The organism is Nocardiopsis sp. TSRI0078, from assembly GCF_001905145.1.
In the GTDB taxonomy this organism is placed as follows: domain Bacteria; phylum Actinomycetota; class Actinomycetes; order Streptosporangiales; family Streptosporangiaceae; genus Nocardiopsis.
Window position 1 is genome coordinate 75,203 of record NZ_LWLB01000032.1, and the last position, 22,794, is coordinate 97,996.

17 protein-coding genes are annotated in these 22,794 nt (G+C 71.8%); 11 read left to right on the plus strand and 6 right to left on the minus strand.

Annotated elements, in window-relative coordinates:
• Positions 1-160 precede the first annotated feature (160 nt).
• The 3 genes from leuS (at position 161) to A6A08_RS29395 (ending at position 4,352) form a co-directional block, all read left to right on the plus strand.
• Positions 161-2,656 (plus strand): leucine--tRNA ligase, encoded by a 2,496-nt coding sequence (gene leuS / locus A6A08_RS17410; RefSeq protein WP_073703674.1) that lies wholly within the window; start codon positions 161-163, stop codon positions 2,654-2,656.
• Between the two features lie 83 nt (positions 2,657-2,739).
• On the plus strand, positions 2,740-3,330 hold the full coding sequence (locus tag A6A08_RS17415; RefSeq protein ID WP_073703675.1) for a hypothetical protein: 591 nt from the start codon (positions 2,740-2,742) through the stop codon (positions 3,328-3,330).
• Positions 3,327-4,352 (plus strand): hypothetical protein, encoded by a 1,026-nt coding sequence (locus tag A6A08_RS29395; RefSeq protein ID WP_378698626.1) that lies wholly within the window; start codon positions 3,327-3,329, stop codon positions 4,350-4,352. Before A6A08_RS17415 ends, A6A08_RS29395 begins: the two co-directional genes overlap by 4 nt.
• Before the next feature lie 46 nt (positions 4,353-4,398).
• Here A6A08_RS29395 and A6A08_RS17425 read toward each other — a convergent pair whose 3' ends face one another.
• Both A6A08_RS17425 and lexA read right to left on the minus strand, forming a co-directional pair.
• Complete coding sequence (locus tag A6A08_RS17425; protein ID WP_073703677.1) at positions 4,399-5,493, minus strand: S9 family peptidase; 1,095 nt, start codon at positions 5,491-5,493, stop codon at positions 4,399-4,401.
• A gap of 156 nt (positions 5,494-5,649) precedes the next feature.
• The gene (gene lexA, locus A6A08_RS17430; protein WP_073703678.1) at positions 5,650-6,369 is read right to left on the minus strand and encodes a transcriptional repressor LexA; all 720 of its coding nucleotides are present in this window, start codon (positions 6,367-6,369) and stop codon (positions 5,650-5,652) included.
• 653 nt (positions 6,370-7,022) lie between these two features.
• Here lexA and nrdR point away from each other — a divergent pair.
• Both nrdR and A6A08_RS17440 read left to right on the plus strand, forming a co-directional pair.
• Positions 7,023-7,505: a transcriptional regulator NrdR gene (nrdR, locus tag A6A08_RS17435; protein WP_073703679.1), complete on the plus strand. Its 483-nt coding sequence runs from the start codon at positions 7,023-7,025 to the stop codon at positions 7,503-7,505.
• Positions 7,506-7,652: 147 nt separating this feature from the next.
• Positions 7,653-11,573, plus strand: coding sequence for a vitamin B12-dependent ribonucleotide reductase (locus tag A6A08_RS17440; RefSeq protein ID WP_073703680.1), 3,921 nt, complete (start codon positions 7,653-7,655; stop codon positions 11,571-11,573).
• A gap of 119 nt (positions 11,574-11,692) precedes the next feature.
• Here A6A08_RS17440 and A6A08_RS17445 read toward each other — a convergent pair whose 3' ends face one another.
• Positions 11,693-11,998, minus strand: a complete 306-nt coding sequence (locus tag A6A08_RS17445) for a hypothetical protein (RefSeq protein ID WP_073703681.1) — start codon at positions 11,996-11,998, stop codon at positions 11,693-11,695.
• 303 nt (positions 11,999-12,301) lie between these two features.
• Here A6A08_RS17445 and A6A08_RS17450 point away from each other — a divergent pair, with 303 nt between their 5' ends.
• Together A6A08_RS17450 and A6A08_RS17455 are read left to right on the plus strand one after the other, a co-directional pair.
• A complete protein-coding gene (locus A6A08_RS17450; protein ID WP_073703682.1) occupies positions 12,302-14,122 on the plus strand; it encodes an SPFH domain-containing protein in 1,821 nt (606 codons plus the stop codon).
• The gene (locus A6A08_RS17455) at positions 14,123-15,586 is read left to right on the plus strand and encodes an SPFH domain-containing protein (protein WP_073703683.1); all 1,464 of its coding nucleotides are present in this window, start codon (positions 14,123-14,125) and stop codon (positions 15,584-15,586) included.
• Positions 15,587-15,718: 132 nt separating this feature from the next.
• On the opposite strand, the gene A6A08_RS17460 is transcribed toward A6A08_RS17455, so the two are convergent.
• The 3 genes from A6A08_RS17460 to A6A08_RS17470 all read right to left on the minus strand — a co-directional run bounded on the left by A6A08_RS17460 (position 15,719) and on the right by A6A08_RS17470 (position 17,480).
• Positions 15,719-15,910 carry a hypothetical protein gene (locus tag A6A08_RS17460; protein WP_073703684.1) on the minus strand — a complete coding sequence of 64 codons (192 nt, stop codon included), beginning with the start codon at positions 15,908-15,910 and terminating at the stop codon, positions 15,719-15,721.
• A 263-nt stretch (positions 15,911-16,173) separates the two neighbouring features.
• Positions 16,174-16,830 carry a hypothetical protein gene (locus A6A08_RS17465; RefSeq protein WP_073703685.1) on the minus strand — a complete coding sequence of 219 codons (657 nt, stop codon included), beginning with the start codon at positions 16,828-16,830 and terminating at the stop codon, positions 16,174-16,176.
• Positions 16,831-16,907: 77 nt separating this feature from the next.
• On the minus strand, positions 16,908-17,480 hold the full coding sequence (locus A6A08_RS17470; RefSeq protein ID WP_073703984.1) for a hypothetical protein: 573 nt from the start codon (positions 17,478-17,480) through the stop codon (positions 16,908-16,910).
• Positions 17,481-17,686: 206 nt separating this feature from the next.
• Here A6A08_RS17470 and A6A08_RS17475 point away from each other — a divergent pair, with 206 nt between their 5' ends.
• From A6A08_RS17475 to A6A08_RS17490, 4 genes are all read left to right on the plus strand, one after another.
• Positions 17,687-18,385 carry a ribonuclease HII gene (locus tag A6A08_RS17475; protein ID WP_073703686.1) on the plus strand — a complete coding sequence of 233 codons (699 nt, stop codon included), beginning with the start codon at positions 17,687-17,689 and terminating at the stop codon, positions 18,383-18,385.
• Positions 18,386-18,643: 258 nt separating this feature from the next.
• Positions 18,644-21,127, plus strand: a complete 2,484-nt coding sequence (locus tag A6A08_RS17480) for an AAA family ATPase (protein ID WP_073703687.1) — start codon at positions 18,644-18,646, stop codon at positions 21,125-21,127.
• Positions 21,128-21,162: 35 nt separating this feature from the next.
• The gene (locus tag A6A08_RS17485) at positions 21,163-21,897 is read left to right on the plus strand and encodes a nucleotidyltransferase family protein (protein WP_073703688.1); all 735 of its coding nucleotides are present in this window, start codon (positions 21,163-21,165) and stop codon (positions 21,895-21,897) included.
• 74 nt (positions 21,898-21,971) lie between these two features.
• Positions 21,972-22,769: a tyrosine-protein phosphatase gene (locus tag A6A08_RS17490; RefSeq protein ID WP_073703689.1), complete on the plus strand. Its 798-nt coding sequence runs from the start codon at positions 21,972-21,974 to the stop codon at positions 22,767-22,769.
• The last annotated feature ends 25 nt before the right edge of the window (positions 22,770-22,794 follow it).

Below are 22,794 nucleotides of genomic sequence, written 5' to 3' on the forward strand. Positions count from 1 at the left end.
GATCTGCGCCCCGCCCCGCCGACCGCCCGCCGGGCGGGACCGGCTCCGGCACCTCCGGGCCGGCGCACGCGTCCGCGTGCGCGGAACCCGTCCGCGACCGGATCCGCCAGCCGCTAACCTGAGTCGTGTACACCCCGAACCGGCTAAGGAACATGTGGCGATGACAGCGGTAGACGGCGACCAGAAGACGGGCGACACCTACGACGCCCGCGCCCTCCAGGACAAGTGGCAGGCGCGCTGGGCCGCGGAGCTTCCGTTCCAGGCCGACGAGGACCCCTCGGACACGCGCCCGCGCTCCTACATCGTCGACATGTTCGCCTACCCCTCCGGCGACCTGCACATGGGCCACGCCGAGGCCTACGCCATCGGCGACGTCATCAGCCGCTACCGCCTCCAGCGCGGCGACAACGTCCTGCACCCGGTGGGCTGGGACTCCTTCGGCCTTCCCGCCGAGAACGCGGCCATCAAGAACAACTCCCACCCCGCCGAGTGGACCTACGCCAACATCGAGACCCAGGCGGCCTCGTTCCGGCGCTACGGCATCAGCGTGGACTGGTCGCGCCGCCTGCACACCAGCGACCCCGAGTACTACAAGTGGAACCAGTGGCTGTTCACGCGCTTCTTCGAGCGCGGGCTGGCCTACCGCAAGGACGGCCAGGTCAACTGGTGCCCCCAGGACCAGACCGTCCTGGCCAACGAGCAGGTCGTGCAGGGCAGGTGCGAGCGCTGCGGCTCCGACGTGGTCCGGCGCAGCCTGAACCAGTGGTACTTCAAGATCACCGACTACGCCCAGCGCCTGCTGGACGACATGGACCAGCTCGACGGCGGCCGCTGGCCGGACGAGATCCTGGCCATGCAGCGCAACTGGATCGGCCGCTCCACCGGCGCCGACGTCCACTTCGCCGTCGAGGGCCGTGACGAGCCCGTCACCGTCTTCACCACCCGGCCCGACACCCTGTACGGCGCCACGTTCTTCGTCGTGGCCGCCGACGCCGACCTGGCCGACGAGCTGTGCGCGCCCGAGCAGCGCGAGGCCTTCGACGCCTACCGCGCCGACGTCGCCAAGCTCTCCGACATCGAGCGCCAGGCCACCGAGCGCCCCAAGACCGGCGTGTTCCTGGGCCGCTACGCCGTCAACCCCGTCAACGGCGAGCGCATGCCCGTGTGGGCGGCCGACTACGTCCTGGCCGACTACGGCCACGGCGCCATCATGGCCGTGCCCGCGCACGACCAGCGCGACCTGGACTTCGCCCTGGCCTTCGACCTGCCCGTCAGGGTCGTGGTGGAGACCGGTGAACCCGACCCGGTCGAGACCGGCGTGGCCACCACGGGGGAGGGCACCCTGCGCGACTCCGGCCCGCTGGACGGACTGTCCAAGACCGAGGCCATCGAGCGCATCATCGAGGTCCTGGCCGAGCGCGGCACCGGCCGCGGCACGGTCAACTACCGGCTGCGCGACTGGCTGCTGTCCCGCCAGCGCTACTGGGGCACGCCCATCCCGATCATCCACTGCCCCTCCTGCGGCGAGGTGCCCGTCCCCGACGAGCAGCTGCCGGTCACCCTGCCCGAGCTCAAGGGCGCCGAGCTGGCCCCCAAGGGCATCTCCCCGCTGGCCGCGGCCGCGGAGTGGGTCAACGTGGACTGCCCCTCCTGCGGCGGTCCCGCCGAGCGCGACACCGACACCATGGACACCTTCGTGGACTCGTCCTGGTACTTCCTGCGCTACTGCTCCCCGCGGCTGGACACGGCCCCCTTCGACACCGAGGCGGTCGAGAAGTGGGGACCGGTCGACCACTACATCGGGGGCAAGGAGCACGCCACCCTGCACCTGATGTACGCGCGGTTCTTCACCAAGGTCCTGCACGACATGGGCATGGTGTCCTTCACCGAGCCCTTCCGCCGCCTGACCAACCAGGGCCAGGTCATCAACCAGGGCCGGGCCATGTCCAAGTCGCTGGGCAACGGCGTGGACCTGGGCAGGGAGATCGACGCCTACGGCGTGGACGCGGTCCGGCTGACGATGCTGTTCGCCTCCCCGCCCGAGGAGGACGTGGATTGGGCCGACGTCTCCGTGGTGGCCGCGCAGAAGTTCCTCAACCGCGCCTACCGGGTGATGGGTGAGGCGGGCGCGGCCAGCGAGCCGGGCACCGACCCCGCCAAGGGCGACACCGAGCTGCGCCGGGTCACCCACCGCTCCATCGACCAGATCACCGCCCTGATCGAGGCCCGGCGGTTCAACGTGGCCATCGCCCGCGTCATGGAGCTGGTCTCGGCCGCCCGCAAGGCCATCGACTCCGGCCCCGGCGCCGCCGACCCGGCGGTCCGCGAGGCCGCCGAGTTCGTGGCCGTCTCCCTGTCCCTGTTCGCGCCCTACGTGGCCGAGGAGGGCTGGGAGAAGCTGGGCCACACCGACAGCGTCGCCGCCGGCCACTGGCCCGAGGCCGACCCGGCCCTGCTGGTGCAGGAGTCCGTGACCTGCGTGGTGCAGGTGCAGAGCAAGGTCCGTGACAAGCTGTCCGTCGCGCCCGACATCGACCCGGCGGAACTGGAGCGGCTCGCCCTGGCGTCGGAGAAGGCGCAGAGCTTCATCGGCGACAAGCAGATCCGCAAGGTGGTCGTGCGCGCGCCGAAGCTGGTGAACATCGTCGTCGGCTGACCGGTACGGGTGACGGCGGCCGCTGGAGGCGGCCGCCGTCCGCGTGCGGTCGGCGCGGCGGCCGACAGGGAGGCGGTGGCCGGGTGGGTCCCCTCGTGCGGGTGCTCGTGGTCGGCGCGGGCGCGGTGGTACTGTCCGCGGCCGCGATCGGCGGTGGCCTGTGGCTGGCCGGGGACGACCCGGACGTGCCCGAGAGCGGTGACGTCCACACGGCCGCCCCCGGGTGCGGCATGGTCTCCGACGGACTCGTCACGGGGCTGGTGCCCGGCGCCGTCCCGGAGACCTCCGAGCACGGTCCCCTGGCGGGCGGTGACAACGCGGTGTGCGCGTGGTCCTCCGCGGGGGCGGCCGACGGCCCGCGGGGGGTGCTGCGCGTGGACATGTCCGCCCGTTTCACCGACGCCACGGGGGAGGAGCCGCTCAGCGGCGACCAGCGGACACAGGAGGCCTACGCCGCCCTGGTGCCCGTACGCGGCGAGGCGGTGGAACTGCCCTCCGGCGAGGGGCAGGTATGGCACGGCCAGGCACCCGGAACCGCGGAGCTGGCCTTCACCACCGACAACCTGCTCGTGCGGGTGTCCTACGCCGGGACCTCCGGCGCCCAACCGGTCGGCTTCGATGACGCCCGGGACCTGACCGTGGAGTTCGCCGAGCAGCTCGGAGAGGCCTTGTGAGCGACCAGCAGCCCGACCCCCGGGACCCGCAGGGCAACGGCCGGGACCAGGGGCCGCCGCAGCAGCCCTCGGAGGCCCAGCCCTTCCAGCAGCCCTCGCGGCCCCAGCAGCCGCAGGGATTCCCACAGACACCGGGGGAGCAGCGGCCCCAGCCCCCGCAGGGGCAGGAACAAGGCCAGGGCCAGGGCCAGCCGCCGCAGCCGACGGGGCAGCAGCGGCCACCGCAGCCGCAGCAGGGGCCCGGACAGGCACCGGGACAGTACCCGCAACCCCAGTACCCACAGCAACCACCACAGGCGCAGTACCCGCAGCAGGCGACCTGGCCCCAAGGGCAGTACCCGCAACAGCAGCAACCGCAGAACCTTCCACCGCAGGGGCCGCGACCACCCGTCGAGACGGTGCCGTCCGCCCCACCGCAGAGCCGGGGGTGCGCCACCGCCGCCGTGGTCGCCGCCGCGCTGGTCCTGGTCGTGCTCGCGGCGGGAGCGGTCTGGTACGTGGTGACCCGCGACGCCCCAGAGACGGGCGACTTCGCGTCCGCGCCCGAGTGCGCCGTCGCCGAGACGGAGACCCTGGACGAGCTGGTACCCGACCACGAACTGGAGGTCGAGGAGCCGATCGGCGGCGAGCAGGACCCCTTCGGTTCGGGCTGGCAGTGCCGGTGGGCGACCCCGGGCGGACCGGGCGAGGTCGTCCCGGGCACCGCGACGCTGGTGATCGTGGCCGCCCCGAACCCGGGTGGCGTCACGACGGCCGTCGACAACCTGCGCACCACCACCTCCCAGCACGAGACCCGGAAGCTGGAGGGGGTCGGCGACGAGGCGGTGACCTGGATCCAGGGCGAGCCGTACACGGTCTCCTGCGTGGGCGCCCGGGTGTCCAACCTGTACCTGGAGACCTGCTACAGCGTGGCGGCCGGATACGACGCGGTGGTGCCGGGCGAGGAGGAGCGGATCGTCGCGGGCGCCGAGGAGCTCGCGGTGTCCGTGGTGGAGGCGCTGCCGGAGTCCGTACCGGAGTGACCGGCGGGGCGGGAGCCCGGTGCCCGGCGGCGGACGCCGCCGCGGGCTACCAGGCGCTCTCCAGGAACTCCTCCAACGCCGGGGAGACCTCCTCGGCGAAGGGGCGCTGGGAGTCCAGGACGGTGGCGCCGGGCTGGTCCTCGTAGCGGCGGAGGATGTGGTCGGCGCCGGGGACGTCGACGCGCTCGGCGTCCTCCAGGCCGGTCATCAGCCGGTCCACGTCCTCGCGGGAGACCTGGGCGTCCTCCTCGCCCCACAGCACCAGCACGGGTGTGCCCTCGGGCAGGTCCTCGCCCAGCTCGACCGGGTCGAAGGAGTCCATGTAGGCCAGGAAGTCCTCGTTCGCGGGCGAGTAGACGCTCTGGAGGGGCGTCGCCCCGATGTCCGCCGACCTGAGGGGGCGGCCCGCCCTGACCGCCGCCCGTGCGGCGCGCGCGTCGGAGAGCATCCCGACGGCCCGCCCCTCCTCGACCTGCCCCAGGGCCTCGGCCACGCGCACCTGTTCGGTGAGCTGCCGGTCGATCAGGTCCAGGTAGCGGGTGCCGGGAGGGGCGGCCAGCACCAGGGCGGGGGAGGGCCGGTCCCCGCCGACGAGCTCGTGGGCGCGCAGCGCGTAGAGGGCGCCCTCGCTGTGCCCGACGACGACCACCCGCTCGGGATCCACCTCCGGCTGGGAGACGAGTTCGTCGTAGGCCGCGGCGACCTGCTCGTCGAAGATCAGCGGGTCCACCGGTGCGACCCCGCCCGAGGACTCCGGGGGCTCGAAGTCGGGGCCGCTGCCGTACTTGTCATAGCGCAGCGAGGCGACCCCGGCGTCGGCGAGCACCCGGGACAGGTTCAGGTTGGTGTCGGCGTCGGGGCGCATGTCGCTGTTGCCGTCGCGGTCGGTGGGGCCGCTGCCGGAGATGATGAGCGCGCCCGGGACGGTACCGGAGACACCCTCCGGCGTACGGAAGCTCGCGGACACCTCGTGCCCGCCGCCCTCGAAGGCCAGCTCGCGCTCGGTGCCGCCGACCCCCGGCGCCTCGACGGCCCGGTCCTGCGGCGCGGGCGCGCAGGCGGCGGACAACAGGACGGCGGCGGCCCCGCAGACCAGCGCGGCGCGCCGGCGGGCGGCGGGGGAGGAGGCAGGTGTGAGCACCCACCCAGCCTAGCGGCCCGCATCGGCGTCCCCGCTGCCGTCCACAGGCGTGAGGCCCTCCACCGCACCGCCCACGGCCGGAAGGGCACCGGGCGAAGGCGGGAGGCCCCCGGTCCGTCCGAGGGGGGACGGGCCGGGGACGCGGGAACCGAGGGGTCAGACGCGCCGCATGACTGCGACGACCTTGCCGAGGATGGTGGCGGCGTCACCGTTGATGGGCTCGTAGGCCTCGTTGCGGGGCATCAGCCACACGTGGCCGTCCTCCTCGCGGCGCAGCACCTTGACGGTCGCCTCCTCGTCCAGCAGCGCCGCCACGATGTCGCCGCTCTCGGCGTCCGGCTGCTGGCGGACCACCACCATGTCGCCGTCGGTGATCGCGGCGTCGGTCATCGAGTCGCCGACGACGGTGAGCATGAACAGGCGCCCCTCGCCGACCAGCTGGCGGGGCAGGGCGAGCACGTCCTCCACCGACTCCTCGGCCAGGATCGGCCCGCCGGCGGCGATCCGGCCGACCAGCGGCACGGCCGCGGCGCGCGAGGGGTCGATGTCCGCGGGGGCCACGGTCTGCCCGTTGGCGCGGCCGGGAGTGCGCAGTTCCACGGCGCGCGGCCGGTTCTGGTCGCGGTACAGGTAGCCCTTGCGCTGGAGCACCTTGAGCTGGTGCGCCACGCTGGACGGGCTGGACAGGCCGACCACCTCCCCGATTTCCCTTATGGACGGGGGGAAGCCCCTCTCACGCACATAGCGCTGGATGCAGTTCAGCACGCTCTGCTGGCGCGCGGTGAGTTTGGGGGCTTCGGGCGTGGACCCGCCCGCGTTCTCCACTGGCGCAGGAACGGTGGCGGTGTCCGCGGTCCCGGGATTCTCCTCCGGCACGGCCGGGCCTCCTCGGCATTCGGTTCGGTCAGGGCCTGCTTGTGTGACTGGCCACCGCCGGCCCGCGACCGCGCCGACCTGGGGGTCTGCGTGATGGCGAAACCAGCGTGAAATCACGGTCAACTTTAGTCGTTGCGCACGGTGATATCAAACAAGCGTTCGAGGCCGGGGTAATTGCTCCCGCGCTTTTCGCGGCCAATTTCCGGCTCGTGCTTATGTGTGTACACGTGTTCACGCCGCGTTGTCCCCCGAATGCGCGGACAGGTGTCCGCGGGGCCTGTTTCGGTGTGATGCGGAAGGCACCTTCTCTCCTGCCGGTCCGGCCGAAATCCCGGTGGCGGGGTGGTCCCGGGTGCGGCGGGCCCTCGTGGTTCGCTGCGGGCGCGGTCGCCGGCGTTATCCTGGACCCCCGTGCCGGGCGCCCCCAGCGAGGCGGCGGGCACCGTATCCCCGCCCCCTCGCCGCCATCCGCCCCGCGGACCGCGTGACCGTTCACCGTGTCGGAACACGCCCCTGCCAGAGTTGCGTCGCGCGGCGCAGGCATCTAGGTTCGACCACAACATCTGGTGTTGCGAAAAGAGGCGATCGCCCAGAAGTTGTGGTTTAGTGGTATCCAAGGGTTGTCGTTCGGTGAGAGAAGCAGGTGAACCAGGGTGCACTGTCCGTTCTGCCGTCATCCGGACACCAGGGTGATCGACAGCAGGTCCACCGACGACGGCGCGGCCATCCGGCGACGCCGGTCCTGCCCCGCCTGCGAGCGCAGGTTCACCACCCAGGAGACCGTCCTGCTGATGGTCGCCAAGCGCTCCGGGGTCACCGAGCCCTTCAGCAGGGCCAAGATCATCGCCGGGGTGCGCCGGGCCTGCCAGGGCCGCCCGGTCTCCGAGGACGCCCTCGCCAAACTCGGCCAGCAGGTCGAGGAGGAGATCCGCGGCCGCGGTCTGGCCGAGGTCCCGGCCCACGAGATCGGCCTGGCCATCCTCGGCCCGATGCGCGAACTCGACGAGGTCGCCTACCTGCACTTCGCCAGCGTCTACCGCGGCTTCGAGAGCCTCGCCGACTTCGAGGCCGAGATCGCCAGCCTGCGCCGGGACCGCGAGCCCGAGCCCGACACCCAGACCAGCACCACCGGGTAGCGCCCTCCCGCGGCCGGGAGGCGACCGCGAGCGGGGCGCCGCCCCGGGGCGGGCACGGAGGAGGAGCACGTCCGGTCCCGCGCCGCCCCACGACAAGACGCCGCGCACGGCCGGCAGCCGTGCCGAAGAGGTAGGGGAGATTCCGCGATGACGGAGACCGCCAGCGGTCCGACAGGACGCAAGGGCAAGGGGAGCCGCAAGGGGATGAAGATGAGGCGCGTCTTCACCTCCCCGGGCGTGCACCCCTACGACTCCCTGGAGTGGGAGCGCCGCGACGTCGTCATGACCAACTGGCGCGACGGCACGGTCAACTTCGAACAGCGCGGTGTGGAGTTCCCCGCCTCCTGGTCGATGAACGCCACCCAGATCGTGGCGAGCAAGTACTTCCGCGGCGCCGTGGGCACCCCCGAGCGCGAGTGGAGCCTCAAACAGCTCGTCGACCGCGTCGTCGGCGTCTACACCGACACCGGCCGCGAGCACGGCTACTTCGCCTCCGACGAGGACGCCGAGGTCTTCGACCACGAACTCAAGTACGCCCTGGTCAACCAGCTGTTCAGCTTCAACTCCCCGGTGTGGTTCAACGTCGGCACCGCCTCCGCCCAACAGGTCAGCGCGTGCCAGCCCTATGACGCGCTGGTCAGCACCCCGGCCGGTCTCGTGCCCATCGGCGAACTCGTGGAGAACGACGCGGTCGGCACCAAGGTCTATGACGCGCACGGCCTGACCCGTGTCGTGGCGACCAAGGCGAACGGCGTCAAGGATGTGCTGCGCCTCCACACCAAGGCCGGGTACACCCTTGACGTCACGTCAGACCACCTGGTGTGGAGGGCGACGGGGAACGCACTCCACCATGGACGATTCCTTCCTGCGGGGGAACTCCGCCCTGGAGACACGGTGCAGTGGCACCGGCGTGAGGCATTCGGTGAGTCCGAGATCCGCTCACGGGACGTCGCGGAGGCGGCACTCGCGGGATGGCTCCAGGCCGACGGATTCGTCGGGCAGTACGAGGGCACGAACAAATCCTTGACCATCGAGGCGATGACCGTTACGCCAGCGGAACTGGAGTGGGTCACCTCCGCGTTGGACGAGGTGCTTCCCGGAGTGCACCGCAAGGAGACCCGCGTCAGGACCCAGGACGACACCCTGGACTGCCGACGGACCAGACTCTACGGGAACCGTCTCAGCGACTTCGTCGAGCGCTGGGGACTGCGTGTGCGCGGCACGGACATGGAGGTCCCTGACTTCCTGTTCACCGCCCCGCTGCCGGTTGTGCGCGGATATCTGCGCAGCCTCTTCCAGACGGAGGGCTATGTCTCCGACCGGGAGAGCTCGACCTTCCTCGGCCTGGACATGATCTCCGAGAAGCTGGTCAGGGGAGTCCAGCAGTTGCTCCTCCGGTTCGGGATCTTCTCCCGGGTGCGCCGGAAGGTGGAGCGCAGGGAGAACCGCCACGATCTCTGGTCGTTGGGGATCCAGGCTCTGGGAGAACGGGACGCGTTCCACGCCAGGATCGGTTTCGTGGACGAACGCAAGGCGCTCAAACTGGAGCAGAGCCTGGAAAGGCCGGGACTCGCGGCCAGGGAGACCAAGCGCCTGGAGATCGCCCGTATCGAGAACCTCGGTGCGATGGAGGTCTATGACATCCAGACCGAGAGCGGCGAGTACCTCTCGGGGAACCTCCGTGTGCACAACTGCTTCATCCTGTCCGTGGACGACACCATGGAGTCGATCCTGGACTGGTACAAGGAGGAGGGGATCATCTTCAAGGGCGGGTCCGGCGCGGGTGTGAACCTGTCGCGCATCCGCTCCAGCAAGGAGCTGCTCTCCTCCGGCGGCACCGCCTCGGGGCCGGTCTCCTTCATGCGCGGCGCCGACGCCTCGGCCGGGACCATCAAGTCCGGCGGCGCCACCCGCCGGGCGGCCAAGATGGTCGTTCTGGACGTCGACCACCCCGACATCGAGGACTTCGTCGAGACCAAGGCCCGCGAGGAGCACAAGATCCGTGCCCTGCGCGACGCCGGCTTCGACGTCGACCTGGGCGGCGACGACATGTTCAGCGTTCAGTACCAGAACGCCAACAACTCCGTCCGGGTCTCCGACGCGTTCATGCGCGCCGTGGAGACCGGCTCCGAGTTCGGCCTGACCTCCCGGACCACCGGCGAGGTCGTCGCCACCGTCGACGCCAAGGACCTGTTCCACCGCATGGCCAGGGCCGCGTGGGAGTGCGCCGACCCGGGCCTCCAGTACGACGGCACGATCCAGGACTGGCACACCACGCCCGAAAGCGGACGTATCAGTGCAAGTAACCCGTGTTCGGAATACCTCCATCTGGACGACTCGTCCTGCAACCTGGCCTCGATCAACCTGCTGAAGTTCCTGCGCGGGGACGACACCTTCGACGTGGAGAACTTCACCAGACTCACCGAGCTGGTCATCACGGCGATGGACATCTCCATCACCTTCGCCGACTTCCCGACCGAGAAGATCGGCGAGACCACCCGCGCCTACCGCCAGCTCGGCATCGGCTACGCCAACCTGGGCGCCCTGCTGATGGCGACCGGCCACGCCTATGACTCCGACGGCGGACGCGCCGTCGCCGCCGCCGTCACCTCGCTGATGACCGGTACCGCCTACCGGCGCAGTGCCGAGCTGGCCGGGGTGGTCGGCCCCTACGACGGCTACAAGCGCAACGAGCAGGCCCACAAGCGGGTCATGCGCAAGCACGCCGCCGCCAACGACGACCTGCGCACCATCGGCACCCTGGAGGAGCCGATCCACACCGCGGCCACCCGAGAGTGGGCCGAGTGCCTCAAGATCGGCGAGCGCAACGGTTGGCGCAACGCCCAGGCGAGCCTGCTCGCGCCCACCGGAACCATCGGATTCATGCTCGATTGCGACACAACGGGCATCGAGCCGGACTTCTCGCTGGTCAAGTTCAAGAAGCTGGTCGGCGGCGGCTCCATGCAGATCGTCAACCAGGCCATCCCGCGCGCGCTCCGGAACCTGGGCTACCAGGACGAGCAGGTCGAGGCGATCGTCGAGTACGTGTCCGAGAACGGCCACGTCGTGGACGCGCCCGGCCTGCGCCCCGAGCACTACGAGGTGTTCGACTGCGCGATGGGCCGCCGCTACATCCAGCCCATGGGGCACGTGCGGATGATGGGCGCGGTGCAGCCCTTCCTGTCCGGTGCGATCTCCAAGACGGTGAACGTGCCGGAGGAGGCCGCGGTCGAGGACTTCGAGCACATCTACTTCCAGGGCTGGAAGATGGGCCTGAAGGCGCTCGCGGTCTACCGGGACAACTGCAAGGTCGGCCAGCCGCTGTCCACCGGCCAGTCGAAGGAGAAGGAGAGGGCCGAGCCCGAGACGGTGGCCGTCGAGGCGGCCCGACCGGTCCGGCGCCGCCTGCCCAAGAAGCGCCCGAGCGAGACCACGTCGTTCTCCGTGGGCGGGGCCGAGGGCTACATCACCGCGGGCTCCTACCCCGACGACGGCCTGGGCGAGGTGTTCATGAAGCTCGGCAAGCAGGGGTCGACCCTGGCCGGGGTGATGGACGCCTTCTCCATCGCGATCTCCATCGCCCTGCAGTACGGGGTCCCGCTGGAGACCTACGTGGAGAAGTTCACGAACATGCGGTTCGACCCGGCGGGCATGACCGACGACCCGGACATCCGCATGGCCCAGTCGGTGGTGGACTACATCTTCCGCCGCCTGGCGCTGGACCACCTGCCCTACGACGAGCGCGCCGCCCTGGGGGTGCTGTCGGCCGCCGAGCGCCAGGCGCAGCTGGCGGGTGAGGACCCGGCCCAGGTCGCCGCGCAGGTGGAGTCCTACGCCCAGTCCGCGGCCACCCACGGGTCGGGGGCCGCCGAGGCCCCGGCCGCCTCCCGGGAGGAGGAGCCCGCGGCGGCGGAGGCGCCCGGCGCGGCGCACTCCACCGCGGAGCTGGTGGAGGGCAAGGGCTTCGTCGCGGACGCGCCGCTGTGCGTCACCTGCGGCACCAAGATGCGCCCGTCGGGCAGCTGCTACGCCTGTGAGGGCTGCGGCGCCACCAGCGGCTGCAGCTGATCCGCCGGGCTCGGATCGTTCGGGGGAGGGGTACGGCGCCCGGCGCCGTGCCCCTCCCCCTTCCCGTGTCGCGCGGGTGGGCTGCGTGCCGTCTCGGCGCGGAGCCGGGCGGGGACGCCTCAGTCGCGGCCGCGGTCCCCCGAGGCGGCCGCGACCGCGGCGGTCGCCGCGGTCACCCCCAGCACGGCGGGCCAGGAGCCGACCTTCCTCGCCAGCGGGTGGGCCAGTCCGAACGCGCCCGCGTACACGCCGGTGAGCGCGACCGCGGTGCCCACCCCCGAACGGCGCCGCCACGTCTCGAAGGCCGCGGCGCCGAACGCCGCCAGCACGGCCCCGCCCAGCGGTCGGTTGCCGGTCGTGCGGGCCACCGTGTAGCCGCCGAGCAGGCCTGCGCTGGTGAGGACGGCACTGGGTACTGCGGGCATGGTCGGCTCCCCCTCTGGTCATGGCCGAAACCGGTGTGGTACGTGCGGGAACGACGTTATCCCGGTCGGTGAGCGACCGCACGCGGGCCTCCGGACGTGTGCGGCCGTGGTCCGCGGTCGGCCCCGGAACTGTGCTCCGTCACGCTCCGGACACAGACCCTGGGTTTCGGATGTCTCCCGTGCCAAGGTTGGCGCTGTCCACTATGGTTCGCCCGGTCGCGCAACCGGCCCCCGTCCGGAACCGGACCGCGGTACGCGGCGTCGAAGCAGGTAGTTCCCGTCTCCAGCAAGGAGTTCATGCCTATGTCGTTCGCGCAGACCGTGCGCGGCGCGGCTGGTGCTGTCGCCCAGGGCGGCGACCCGCGCCAGGCGGCGTCCGACGCACTGCAACAAGCCACCGAGGGCGGTGGACTCGACCCACGGGACTTCGTCGCCGCCCGTGAGCAGGGTGACTCCGTCGGAACCCGCATCGAGCAGAAGAGCACCTCCCTCAACAACGCGGGGGAGGCGCTCAACCGCAGCTACTACGAGCGCGGCGGCAGCGGCCCGCTCCACGTCATCTGCCCCATGGTGATCCCCCGCGGCCGTACCTTCGTGACGATGCTTCCGGCCATCGCGCTGGTCGTGCTCGGTGTGTTCGGTACCTCCACCGTCATGGCCTCGCAGGCGGTGACGGGCGGAAGCGTCCTGCTCAACCCGTTCTTCGGCATCCACTACTGGCTCATCACCCTCGCGGTCGCCGTGTTCATGTGGTGGCGCCAGGGCATGGTGATGGTGCCCGAGGGCTGCGAGGCGATCGTCACCCGCTTCGGCAAGATGGAGAACATCTACCAGCCCGGCCGGGTCACGCTCTTCAACCCCTGGAAGCGCGTCTCCTACATCGTCAACACCACCCGCGAGTACCCGTTCAACGCCCCGATCCGCTCGGCGCCCACCAAGAGCGGCGTGCAGGCCTCCATAGACCTGTTCGTGCAGTTCCGGATCGTCAACTCCACCGACTTCGTCTACACGCTGGGCGGTGTGAACGGCTTCCAGGAGAAGCTCAACAACGCGATCAGCGAGACCACCCGGAGCCTCATCTACGAGCAGGAGGCCTCGGCGATCTACGACATGGTCGGCGACAACACCCAGAGCCTGGTGGAGCAGCTCAACCGCCAGTTCAGCGGGATCGTGGAGCTGACCAGCGCCAACATCACCCACGCCGAGCCCTCCAACCAGGAGTACCGGATGGACCTGGCGGCGCCGGAGATGGTGCGCGTGGCCAAGGACGCCTACACCTTCGAGTACGAGCTCCAGCTGCGCAAGGAGCAGAACGAGGGTGACCTGAACAAGGAGCTGGCGACCCTCAACGAGACCCTGTCCGCGATCCAGGCCGACATCGCCCAGTACCAGGCGCAGATGGACACCGCGCTGGAGCGCGAGACCAACCGGGCCCGCTCCCTGGCCCACCAGCGCTTCGTCGAGGCCGAGTCCGAGGCCAACGCGAACGCCGCCCTCCTGCAGGCCCAGGCCCTGGACATCCGCGCGGTCAGTGCCGCCGAGGCGCCCGAGATCCTCAACTACCGCTTCCGCGAGAACCTCCTGGAGAAGCTGGAGTCGGTCGCCGACAGCCTGCCGCAGGTCCTGCGGATCGGGTCGGGCGACTCCGCCAGCGTCGACTACCTGCGTATCGCCCAGGAGATCATCGGCCAGGCCGACACCGCCCTGTTCTCCCAGGAGGACATGGACGCCATCCGTTCCCGCCTGAGCGACATCCAGGGCCGTATCGCCGAGCGCGAGCAGGAGATCAACGAGCTGATCCAGGACGCCGAGAGCCCCAAGAAGGCCACGCCGGAGAGCGGCGAGGACCCGGGGGAGGACCGGGTGGAGGAGATTCGCCAGTCCGTCTCCGAACAGTCCATCGACGAGCGTCTGGCCGACACCTCCCAGGAGCCCGGTGAGTCCTCCGAGGCCTACGGGAGGCACGGGGCTCCGCGGGAGGACGGGCCGCCCGCGGGCGCGCAGCCGCCGGCCGACGCCCCGCCGCCCTCGGGCGCGCCCCACCAGTCACCCGAGGACCCGCCCCTGCCGCCGTGGTCACAGCGCGGCCCCGAGGGTCCCGGCCCGAACCAGGGAGGTCAGTAGATGAGTCAGCCCGTGAACGCCGGCGGCGGCTCCAGCATCAAGGAGTCCCTCGCCTCCTGGGGTGACCTGGCCGGTCTGCTGCGCGGCGGCGACCAGGGCGCGATCGTCCCCGTGGTCATCCCGCGCGACAACCGCGGCCTGCGGTGGATGGTCCTGGTCTGGTTCGGCCTGTTCGCCCTGTGCTCGGCGCTGATGATGTCCCTCAACGCCATGATGGGCGGGTTCCTCGCGGGGTTCGCCTACACCGCCCTGGCCGTTCCGACCCTGATCGTCGGTGTGCTCAGCATCGTCGCGGCGGGCCTGTGGTGGTGGCGCGGCTCGATCATCGAGATCGAGGAGGGCACGCACGGCATCCTCACCAAGTACGGCGCGATCGTGAAGCCGATCGGTCCGGGCCGCCACTACCTGTGGCACCCGTGGTCGCGGGTGGACTTCGTGGTGGACACCCGCACGGAGATCCCCTACACGGCGCCGGTCCTGGCCTGCCCCACGCGTGAGAACGTGCCGCTGAAGTCGATCGAGTTCTTCCTCAAGTTCCAGATCACCGACCCCATCCGGTTCGTGACGATCATCGGTGCCAGCAACTTCGACCTGGTGCTGTCCAGCGCGGTGCAGGACGCCATCCGCCAGCGCAGCCGCCAGGTCAACACCGAGTCCGCCTACGACCTGCGCGGCTCCAACGTGGAGGACATGCGCCGCCTGCTCAACGGCCAGCTGGAGAAGTACGGGGTCCGGATCACCGGCTGCAACATCCCCGACGTGCAGCTGCCCAACCAGTACCAGCAGCACCTGTCCACCCGGGAGCGGGTCGCCAAGGAGCTGGTGGCCTACGAGCAGGAGTGGGAGCTGACGCGCAAGCGCCGCATCGACACTCTTCTGATGGACATCGAGCGGTCCAAGAAGACCCGTGACGCGAAGATCGTCGAGGTCAACGCCTCCCTCAACAAGGCGCGCAAGGACGTGGCGCAGATGCTGGAGGAGCAGGAGACCGAGGCGCAGCGGGTGCGCTACGAGATCGAGACGCGCGGCCGGGCCGACCTGGTCGCCGCCGAGAACGAGGCGAAGGCGCAGCGGCGCCTGGCCACCGCCTACCGGGACAACCGTGCGGTGCTGGAGTACGAGCTGGCCCGCCGCCGCCTGGACGTGGGCGCCGTGCTGGCCGAGCGCGCCCCGCGCCCGGTGGTCGTGCAGACCGAGGCCGGTTCCGGGGACGGCTCGACGCTGTCGACGCTGCTGACCGCGCAGCTGCTGCCGCAGGTGATGAACGACAGCTCCGCGCGGGCGTCGCTGGGTACCGGGGGAAGCGGTGCGCAGGAGATGATGGACTCCGCGCAGGGCGCGGTCGCCGCCGCGGCCGAGCGCCAGCAGCAGATGGCCGAGGAGTACCGGCGCCAGCAGGACAGCGCGATGCGCCAGCAGTTCGAGCGCGGTGAGGGCTACGGCGGGCAGGAACGCCGCCGGTAGCCCGGCTGCCCGCCGCCGGGGTCCGTGACCGGACCGTCCGGCGTCGAGAGGACGAGGGGCCCGCGGCCGGAAACGGTCGCGGGCCCCTCCCGCCGTCGTGGGGGGCGTGCGGGGAGGGCTCCCCGGGCGGTGTCAGCCGACGGGGGAGAGGGCGGTGTAGCCCGCTTCGATGTCGATCCCGTGTCGGGCCGCGATCTCCACCAGGTCCTCCACCTCTCCGGCCTGGGCGCTGGCCAGGTCGTCGTCACCGAGTGCGTGGGCGCGGCGCAGCGCGGTGATCGAGTCGTGGAGCCGCAGGTGAAGGGTGAGCACGAACTCGCGCATGGAGCCTCTCCTCAGGGTTGGCGGCGCTGCCGGAAGGGGGGAGACCGCGGGGCCTCTCCCGGGGGCGCGTCCATCTCTACAGCCCGAAGGTGAGAGGAACGTTGGAACGGGACAGCCACCGGCAAGGAGAGGGTAAGGACCGCGGCCGAAGGCCGTCCGTTGAGGGTGGTGGAGGGTGACGAGGAGGGTGGTGCTGCGCGCGGAGCGTGGCGGACCAGGGTGGGGGTGTGGCCGCGGGCCGTCCGCCGGGGACGCCGGAGGCCCTAGTGGTCCACCCAGACGTACCAGTCGTCCGACACGCGCTCGTAGATCTTCGAGCCCTGCCCGGGGACGAACACGCCCTCGGGGATCTCCTCGGTGCTGTAGGCAAGCCCGGCCGGGGCGAACAGCCCGGAGCCCTCGACGGCGTAGTGCGTGACGTCCCCCGACACGGAGATGCTGCGCAGCGAGTACAGCCCCGCCCGCTGGCCGTTGAGCGGGATGGTGGTGAGCTCGTCGGCGTCCTCGCGCAGGGCCATCAGGTCGTCGGCGGAGGCCTGCACCCGGCTCTGGAGGGGGACGTCGGCCACGGCCAGTCCGAGCGCCGCGGCGGCGATCAGCGGAGCGGACAACCAGCGCAGCCAGTAGTAGCGGATCATCGGCCGGGCCACGGCCAGCGCGATCCCCAGGCGCAGGGCGCCCATTCCGGCCAGCAGCAGGCCGCCGGCCAGGCCGATGACGAACGTGGGCAGGTGCCCGCCGGGCACGCTGTCCTCGAAGAGCAGCACCAGCCCCACCACGCCGCACGCGGGGATGTAGAGCCGCCCGGGCGGGCGCGAGGCCCAGCTGATCAGGCGTTGGCCGAACGTCGGCTTCTCCGCGATCTCGATCAGTTTGGCCACGGACCCGTCAGGGTTCGGGCCAGAAGCTGCGGCGGACATGGTGTTCCCCCCACCGAATCCGTGTCATGGGGACGCCGGCCCGAATACAGGTGTGGCAGAGGGGCCACAGGGCCGCGTCACAGTCGATACGGCCGCCGTAGTGCGGCCTGACCCACAGGATAGAGCAGTGGAGGGGCGTGTTCGGGGAGACGGGGCGAAACGGCGGGATCTTTCTCCTCCGTCCCGAGGGGCCCGCCTCCCCGTCTCCGGCGCCATCCCCTTCCCCTCGGGGACAGCGCGAGATGGTCCCAGGACCACCGGCCACTGTGCACGGCCATCAGCACGCACACCGCCGTGACCAGCATCGTCGTCGCCCATGAGGAGAAGGGCGCCAGGCCCGGCGCGTCCGTCGCGAGGGCGCCGAGCACGGCACCGGCACCGAGTACGGGCCCGGTCAGCCATGTGAGCAGACCCACTGCGAAGGCGAGCGAGAACCACACGAGCAGGACGGGGACCACGGCCGCGACGAGGGCCGCCGTGCCCGGTCCCAGGACGGAGAGGTGCTCGGCCACCGGCGCCTCCCGGCCGCGCAGTGCCAGGCCGTGTCCGGCGAACACCCATCCGGTCCCCGCCCGGATGAGGGCGGCGACGGCGTCGTAGAGGTGTCCCCGGCGGATCCGTGGCCGGGGACGCGGCCTGGCGCGCTGCATGTCCATTCCTCCCGGGCGGCCCGGAGTGAAGGTTCTGACAAGCGGAAACTACCCAAAGCAACGGCCTGTGACCCACTGCCGCGTACGGTGAGTCGCGCGGGATCCTCCGGTCGGCGCGGGGCCCTCGGGGCGGCCGGCGCCACCTGCCGCCCCGGCCCTCGGCGGAACCGGCCCGGACGGTGACCCGGCCGTTCTAGGCTGGGGGTGTGCCGACCACTCCCACACCCGCAGTGCAGCCCGCCGCCCCCACCTACGCGCTGGAGGACGAACTCCGTGCCTCCGGAGCGCGGGTGGTCGCCGGGGTGGACGAGGTGGGACGCGGTGCCTGGGCCGGACCCCTGCTGGTCTGCGCCGCCGTCCCCGGAGAGGGCGACCCGCCCACCGGGCTGACCGACTCCAAGCGACTGACCCCCAGACGCCGCCGCGAACTCGCCGACCAGCTCCGTCCCTGGGTCGCCGACCACGCCTTCGGCTGGTCCCCGCCCGAGGAGATCGACGAGGTCGGCATGACCGAGGCCCTGCACCGTGCCTCCCGCCGCGCCCTGGACGCGCTCGCCCCGTGCCCCGACGCCGTCATCCTCGACGGCAGGCACGACTTCATCGGCCGCCCCTGGCGTGTGCGCACCCAGGTCAAGGGCGACCTGGCGTGCGTCAGCGTCGCCGCCGCCGCGATCCTGGCCAAGGTCCACCGCGACGCCCACATGGCCGAGCTGGCCGCCGACCACCCCGGCTACGGTTTCGAGCGGGCGGCCGGATACCCCTCGCCCGTGCACCGGGCGGCCCTCGCCGAGTCCGGCCCCACCCCGCACCACCGCATGAGCTGGGCCTACCTCGACGACCTCCCCCGATGGAAGCACCTGCGCAAGGTCCGCCCCGGTCCCGGCGGACAGATCCCCCTCCTCTGACCCGCCGGAGCCGCCGTCCGGGCGTCCCCGCCGTCCGGCCGGTACGCGTGCGGGCGACCCGGGAGATCCCCGGAGCGGCGCCGGCCCGCCCCCGCCGTCCGGGCCACCGGGGCACGACACGCCGCCCCGCACTGGACATCGGCCCCACTTGGGACAAGGCTTTGGCTGTGGACGTCGGCCCCCGGCGCCCCTCCACCCCGACCCCCGCCGGTCAGGAGAACCGACCGCCCACGGACCCCCACGCAGGAAGGGGCACGGATGACGCGTGAGACGCGCTCCACCACCGCAGCGGAGCCCGAACGCGCCTCGGGACTCGACCGCCTGCGCGCCCGCTACCACCGGATCCCCCTCGGCAGACGGCTCGTGTCCGCCCTGGTCCTGACCACCGTGGCCGCCGTCACCGCCCTCGTCGCGGGCCTCTCCCTCCTGGGGGCGGTCGCCGGGACCCTCGTCCTGCTGATGGTCCTGGCCGCCCTCATGCGCTCGACCGACGCCTTCGTCACGGTGATGGTGTGCGTGCTCTGGCTGGCCGTGGCCGTCCCCCTGTTCCAGATCCCCCTCACCGGCGAACCCGTCACACTGCTGATCCTGCCGCTGCCCCCGCTCGTGGTCCTGGCCGCCGGCCGGGCACGCGAGTTCCCCGTCTGGCACACCGCCGCGCTCTCCCTCACCGCCGGGCTCATCGCCGGGTTCTCCCTGGCCCTGGTCGGGCTGGTCGTCGAGTCCTTCCCCGCCTCCTGGGGGATCGCCCTGCTCTACGCCGCCGCGGGCGCCTGCCTGCTGTGGCGTCTGTCCGCCTCCCGGCAGATCGTCAGGGACAGCGAGGCCAACCGGCGCGAGGCCGCCAGGACCATGCCCGTCTCCCGACGCACCGGGCGCGGCGACCTCCCCGGGTCCGCGGGGGAGACGGGCGCCGAGGGCCGTGCCCAGCCGCTGCGCGGCCGCTCCGACACCGGCCCCCGTCCAGCCCGGTCCGCCGGGGGAGGGGCCCGCGACGAGGAACCCGTCCCCGTGGACCAGGCACTGGCCGAACTGGAGGACATGATCGGGCTGGACCCGGTCAAGCAGCAGGTGCGCGGGATCGCCGCCTCCATCGAGGCCGCCCGGCTGCGCGCCGACGCGGGCTTCCCCGTCGAACGCCCCCTGCGCCACCTGGTCTTCTCCGGCCCGCCCGGCACCGGCAAGACCAGTGTCGCGCGCACGCTGGCCACGATCTTCCACTCCTTCGGCCTGCTGCCGACCTCCCGCGTGGTCGAGGCCCAGCGCGCCGACCTCGTGGGGGAGTATCTGGGCGCCACCGCCATCAAGACCAACGAGCTCGTGGACCGCGCCCTGGGCGGCGTGCTGTTCGTCGACGAGGCCTACTCACTGGTCAACGAGGGCGACGGGCAGTCGGACCGGTTCGGCAACGAGGCCGTGCAGACCCTCCTCAAACGCGCCGAGGACGACCGCGACCAGCTCGTCATCGTCCTGGCCGGGTACGAGAAGGAGATGGACGCCTTCCTGGCCTCCAACCCCGGCCTGGCCTCCCGCTTCGCCACCCGCATCAGCTTCCCCAGTTACTCGGCCGACGAGCTGTTCCGCATCGCCGAGTCCCTCGTCCACCAGCGCGGTGACACCCTGGAGGCCGGGGCCGCCCGGGCGCTCCGGCGAAGATTCGACCAGGTGGTCCAGCGCGAGGTGGTCGACGAGCTCGGCAACGGCCGCTTCGCCCGCTCGGTGGTCGAGAAGGCCGCCCAGGCCCGCGACGTGCGCGTGGTCACCGCGGGGGTGGACGGCGGCGAGCCCGCGCCCCGCCCCGAGGCCGAGGACCTGATCACCGTCCGGGCCGCCGACGTCGAGGCCGCCCACCGGGAGCTGACCTCCCGCCTGCCCGGATTCGGCGAGGCCCCGGGTATCGAGGAGGCGCTGGCCGAGCTGGACGCCATGATCGGCCTGGAGCCGGTCAAGGAGCAGGTCCGCTCCATCGTCGCCCAGCTGCGTGTGGCCAAGCTCCGCGAGGAGCAGGGCCTGCTCAACCAGGCGCCCATGCGGCACTTCGTGTTCTCCGGCCCGCCCGGCACCGGCAAGACCACCGTGGCGCGTGTGCTCGGCCGGGTCTTCGCCGCCCTGGGCCTGCTCGGCCGTGCCGACGTGGTCGAGGCCCAGCGCGCCGACCTGGTCGGCGAGCACCTGGGGGCCACCGCGGTCAAGACCAACCGGCTCGTGGACCGCGCCCTGGGCGGCGTGCTGTTCGTCGACGAGGCCTACTCGCTGGTCAACCCCGGCTACAGCGGAGGGGACGCGTTCGGGGCCGAGGCGATCCAGACCCTGCTCAAGCGGGCCGAGGACGACCGGTCCCGGCTCGTGGTCGTGCTCGCCGGCTACCCGGCCGAGATGGAGCGCTTCCTGGCCTCCAACGCCGGACTGTCCTCGCGGTTCAACGTGCGCGTGCGCTTTCCCTCCTACACCCCCGGCGAACTCACCGAGATCGCCGAGGCCGTGGCCGCGCGCACGGGGGACGCCTTCGACGACACCGCGCGGGAGGACCTGCGCAGCATCTTCGCGCACGTGTGCGAGGCCGGGTGGATCGACGAGCTCGGCAACGGCCGCTTCGCCCGCTCCCTGTTCGAGAAGGCGTGCTCCCACCGCGACCTGCGGGTGTCCCAGGAGGTGGGGGAGGCCGCGACCGCGGCCGAGCTCACCGTGGTGACCAGCGCGGACGTGCGCAGGGCCTACGCAGAGGCCACCCAGCAGGCCTAGAACCCACCCGCGGGGGTGCTGCTAGGGTCCGTCGCATGACCGCTTCTCCCACTTCCTCCTCCGCGTCCCCCGTCACCCAGGCGCTCATCCTCGCCGGCGGCCAGGCGACCCGGCTGCGGCCCTACACCGACACCCGCCCCAAGGCGATGGTGGAGGTGGCCGGTCGGCCCATCATCGACTACCAGCTGGAGTGGCTCGCCGACCACGGCGTCGAACAGGTCGTCGTCTCCTGCGGCTACAAGGCCGAGGTGCTGCGCGAGTACCTGGAGGCCCGCGGGGACGGGCCGGAGATCACGCTGCTGGTCGAGGACGAGCCGCTCGGGCGCGGCGGCGCCCTGCGCTACGCCTCCACCGGCCTGCGCGACCAGGAGGCGCCCTACTTCGCGCTCAACGGCGACGTGCTCACCTGGTTCCCCCTGGACGAGATGGCCGCCCACCACCGGGAGCGGGGCGGCCTGGCGACCCTGGCCCTGTCCCAGTTCCGTACGACCTGGGGCATCGTGGACGTGGACGACCAGGACCGGATCGAGGGCTTCACCCAGAGTCCGCTGCTCCCGGTGTGGATCAACGCCGGGGTGTACCTGTTCGAGCCGGGCCTCACCCCGCTGCTGCCCGCCAAGGGCGACCACGAGTCCTCCACCTTCCCCGACCTGGCCAAGGAGGGGAGGCTGACCGCCTACCGCATCGACGGGTTCTGGCGCGGCGTGGACACGGCCAAGGACGTCAAGGAGGCGGGGGAGCAGATCACCGCCATGCGGAGGGGCGACTGACCGCCGCGGTGGCGGGGCGGGTGCCCACCCGCCGTCCCCCGGAATCGGACGTCGGCTGACGGGGCCTGGAAGGGATGGGTATCGTCGCGGATGTGACGAACGACGGCTTCATCCTCTCCAGCGCCCCCAACTTCCGCGACCTCGGCGGTCACCGCACGACCTCGGGCCGCACCGTCCGCCACGGCCTCGTGTACCGCTCCGACGCCCTGCACAGCATCGCGGCGGACGAGCTGCCCGTCTACAACGGCCTGGGCATCCGGCAGCTCGTCGACCTGCGTACCCCGCACGAGCGCGAGACCCTGCCCGACATCACGCCCGAGGGCGCCGAGTACGCGGCCGTGGCCGTCCAGGACCCCGAGGCGGCCGGGGCCAACTTCTCCCTCTCCCTCGCCGATCCGGAGAAGGCCCGGAGCATGTTCGCCGACGGCACCGCCGAGCGCTTCATGCACGGGGTCTACCGCGAACTGGTCACCGACGCCGAGGCGCTCACCGGCTACCGGGACCTGGTCGAGCGCGTCGCCAAGGGCCCGACGGCCCTGGTCTTCCACTGCAGCGCGGGCAAGGACCGCACCGGCTGGGGCGCGGCCCTGCTCCTCGGCCTGCTGGGCGTGGACCGCGAGACCGTCGTCGCCGACTACCTGGCCAGCAACGAGCGCCAGGCCAACACCGACAAGTGGATGCGCGCGCTGGCCAGGAACAGCGGCCTGGCCTGGAAGGAGGTCGCCCCGATGACGCGGGTGCGCGCCGAGTACCTGCAGACCTCCTTCGACCACATCGACGAGGTCTACGGCTCCTTCGGCGACTACCTCGCGGACGGGCTCAAGCTCTCCGACGCCGTCGTGGAGCGGCTGCGTGAGCGCATGCTGGACTGACGCACCCGCGGGGCCCGGAGCGGAC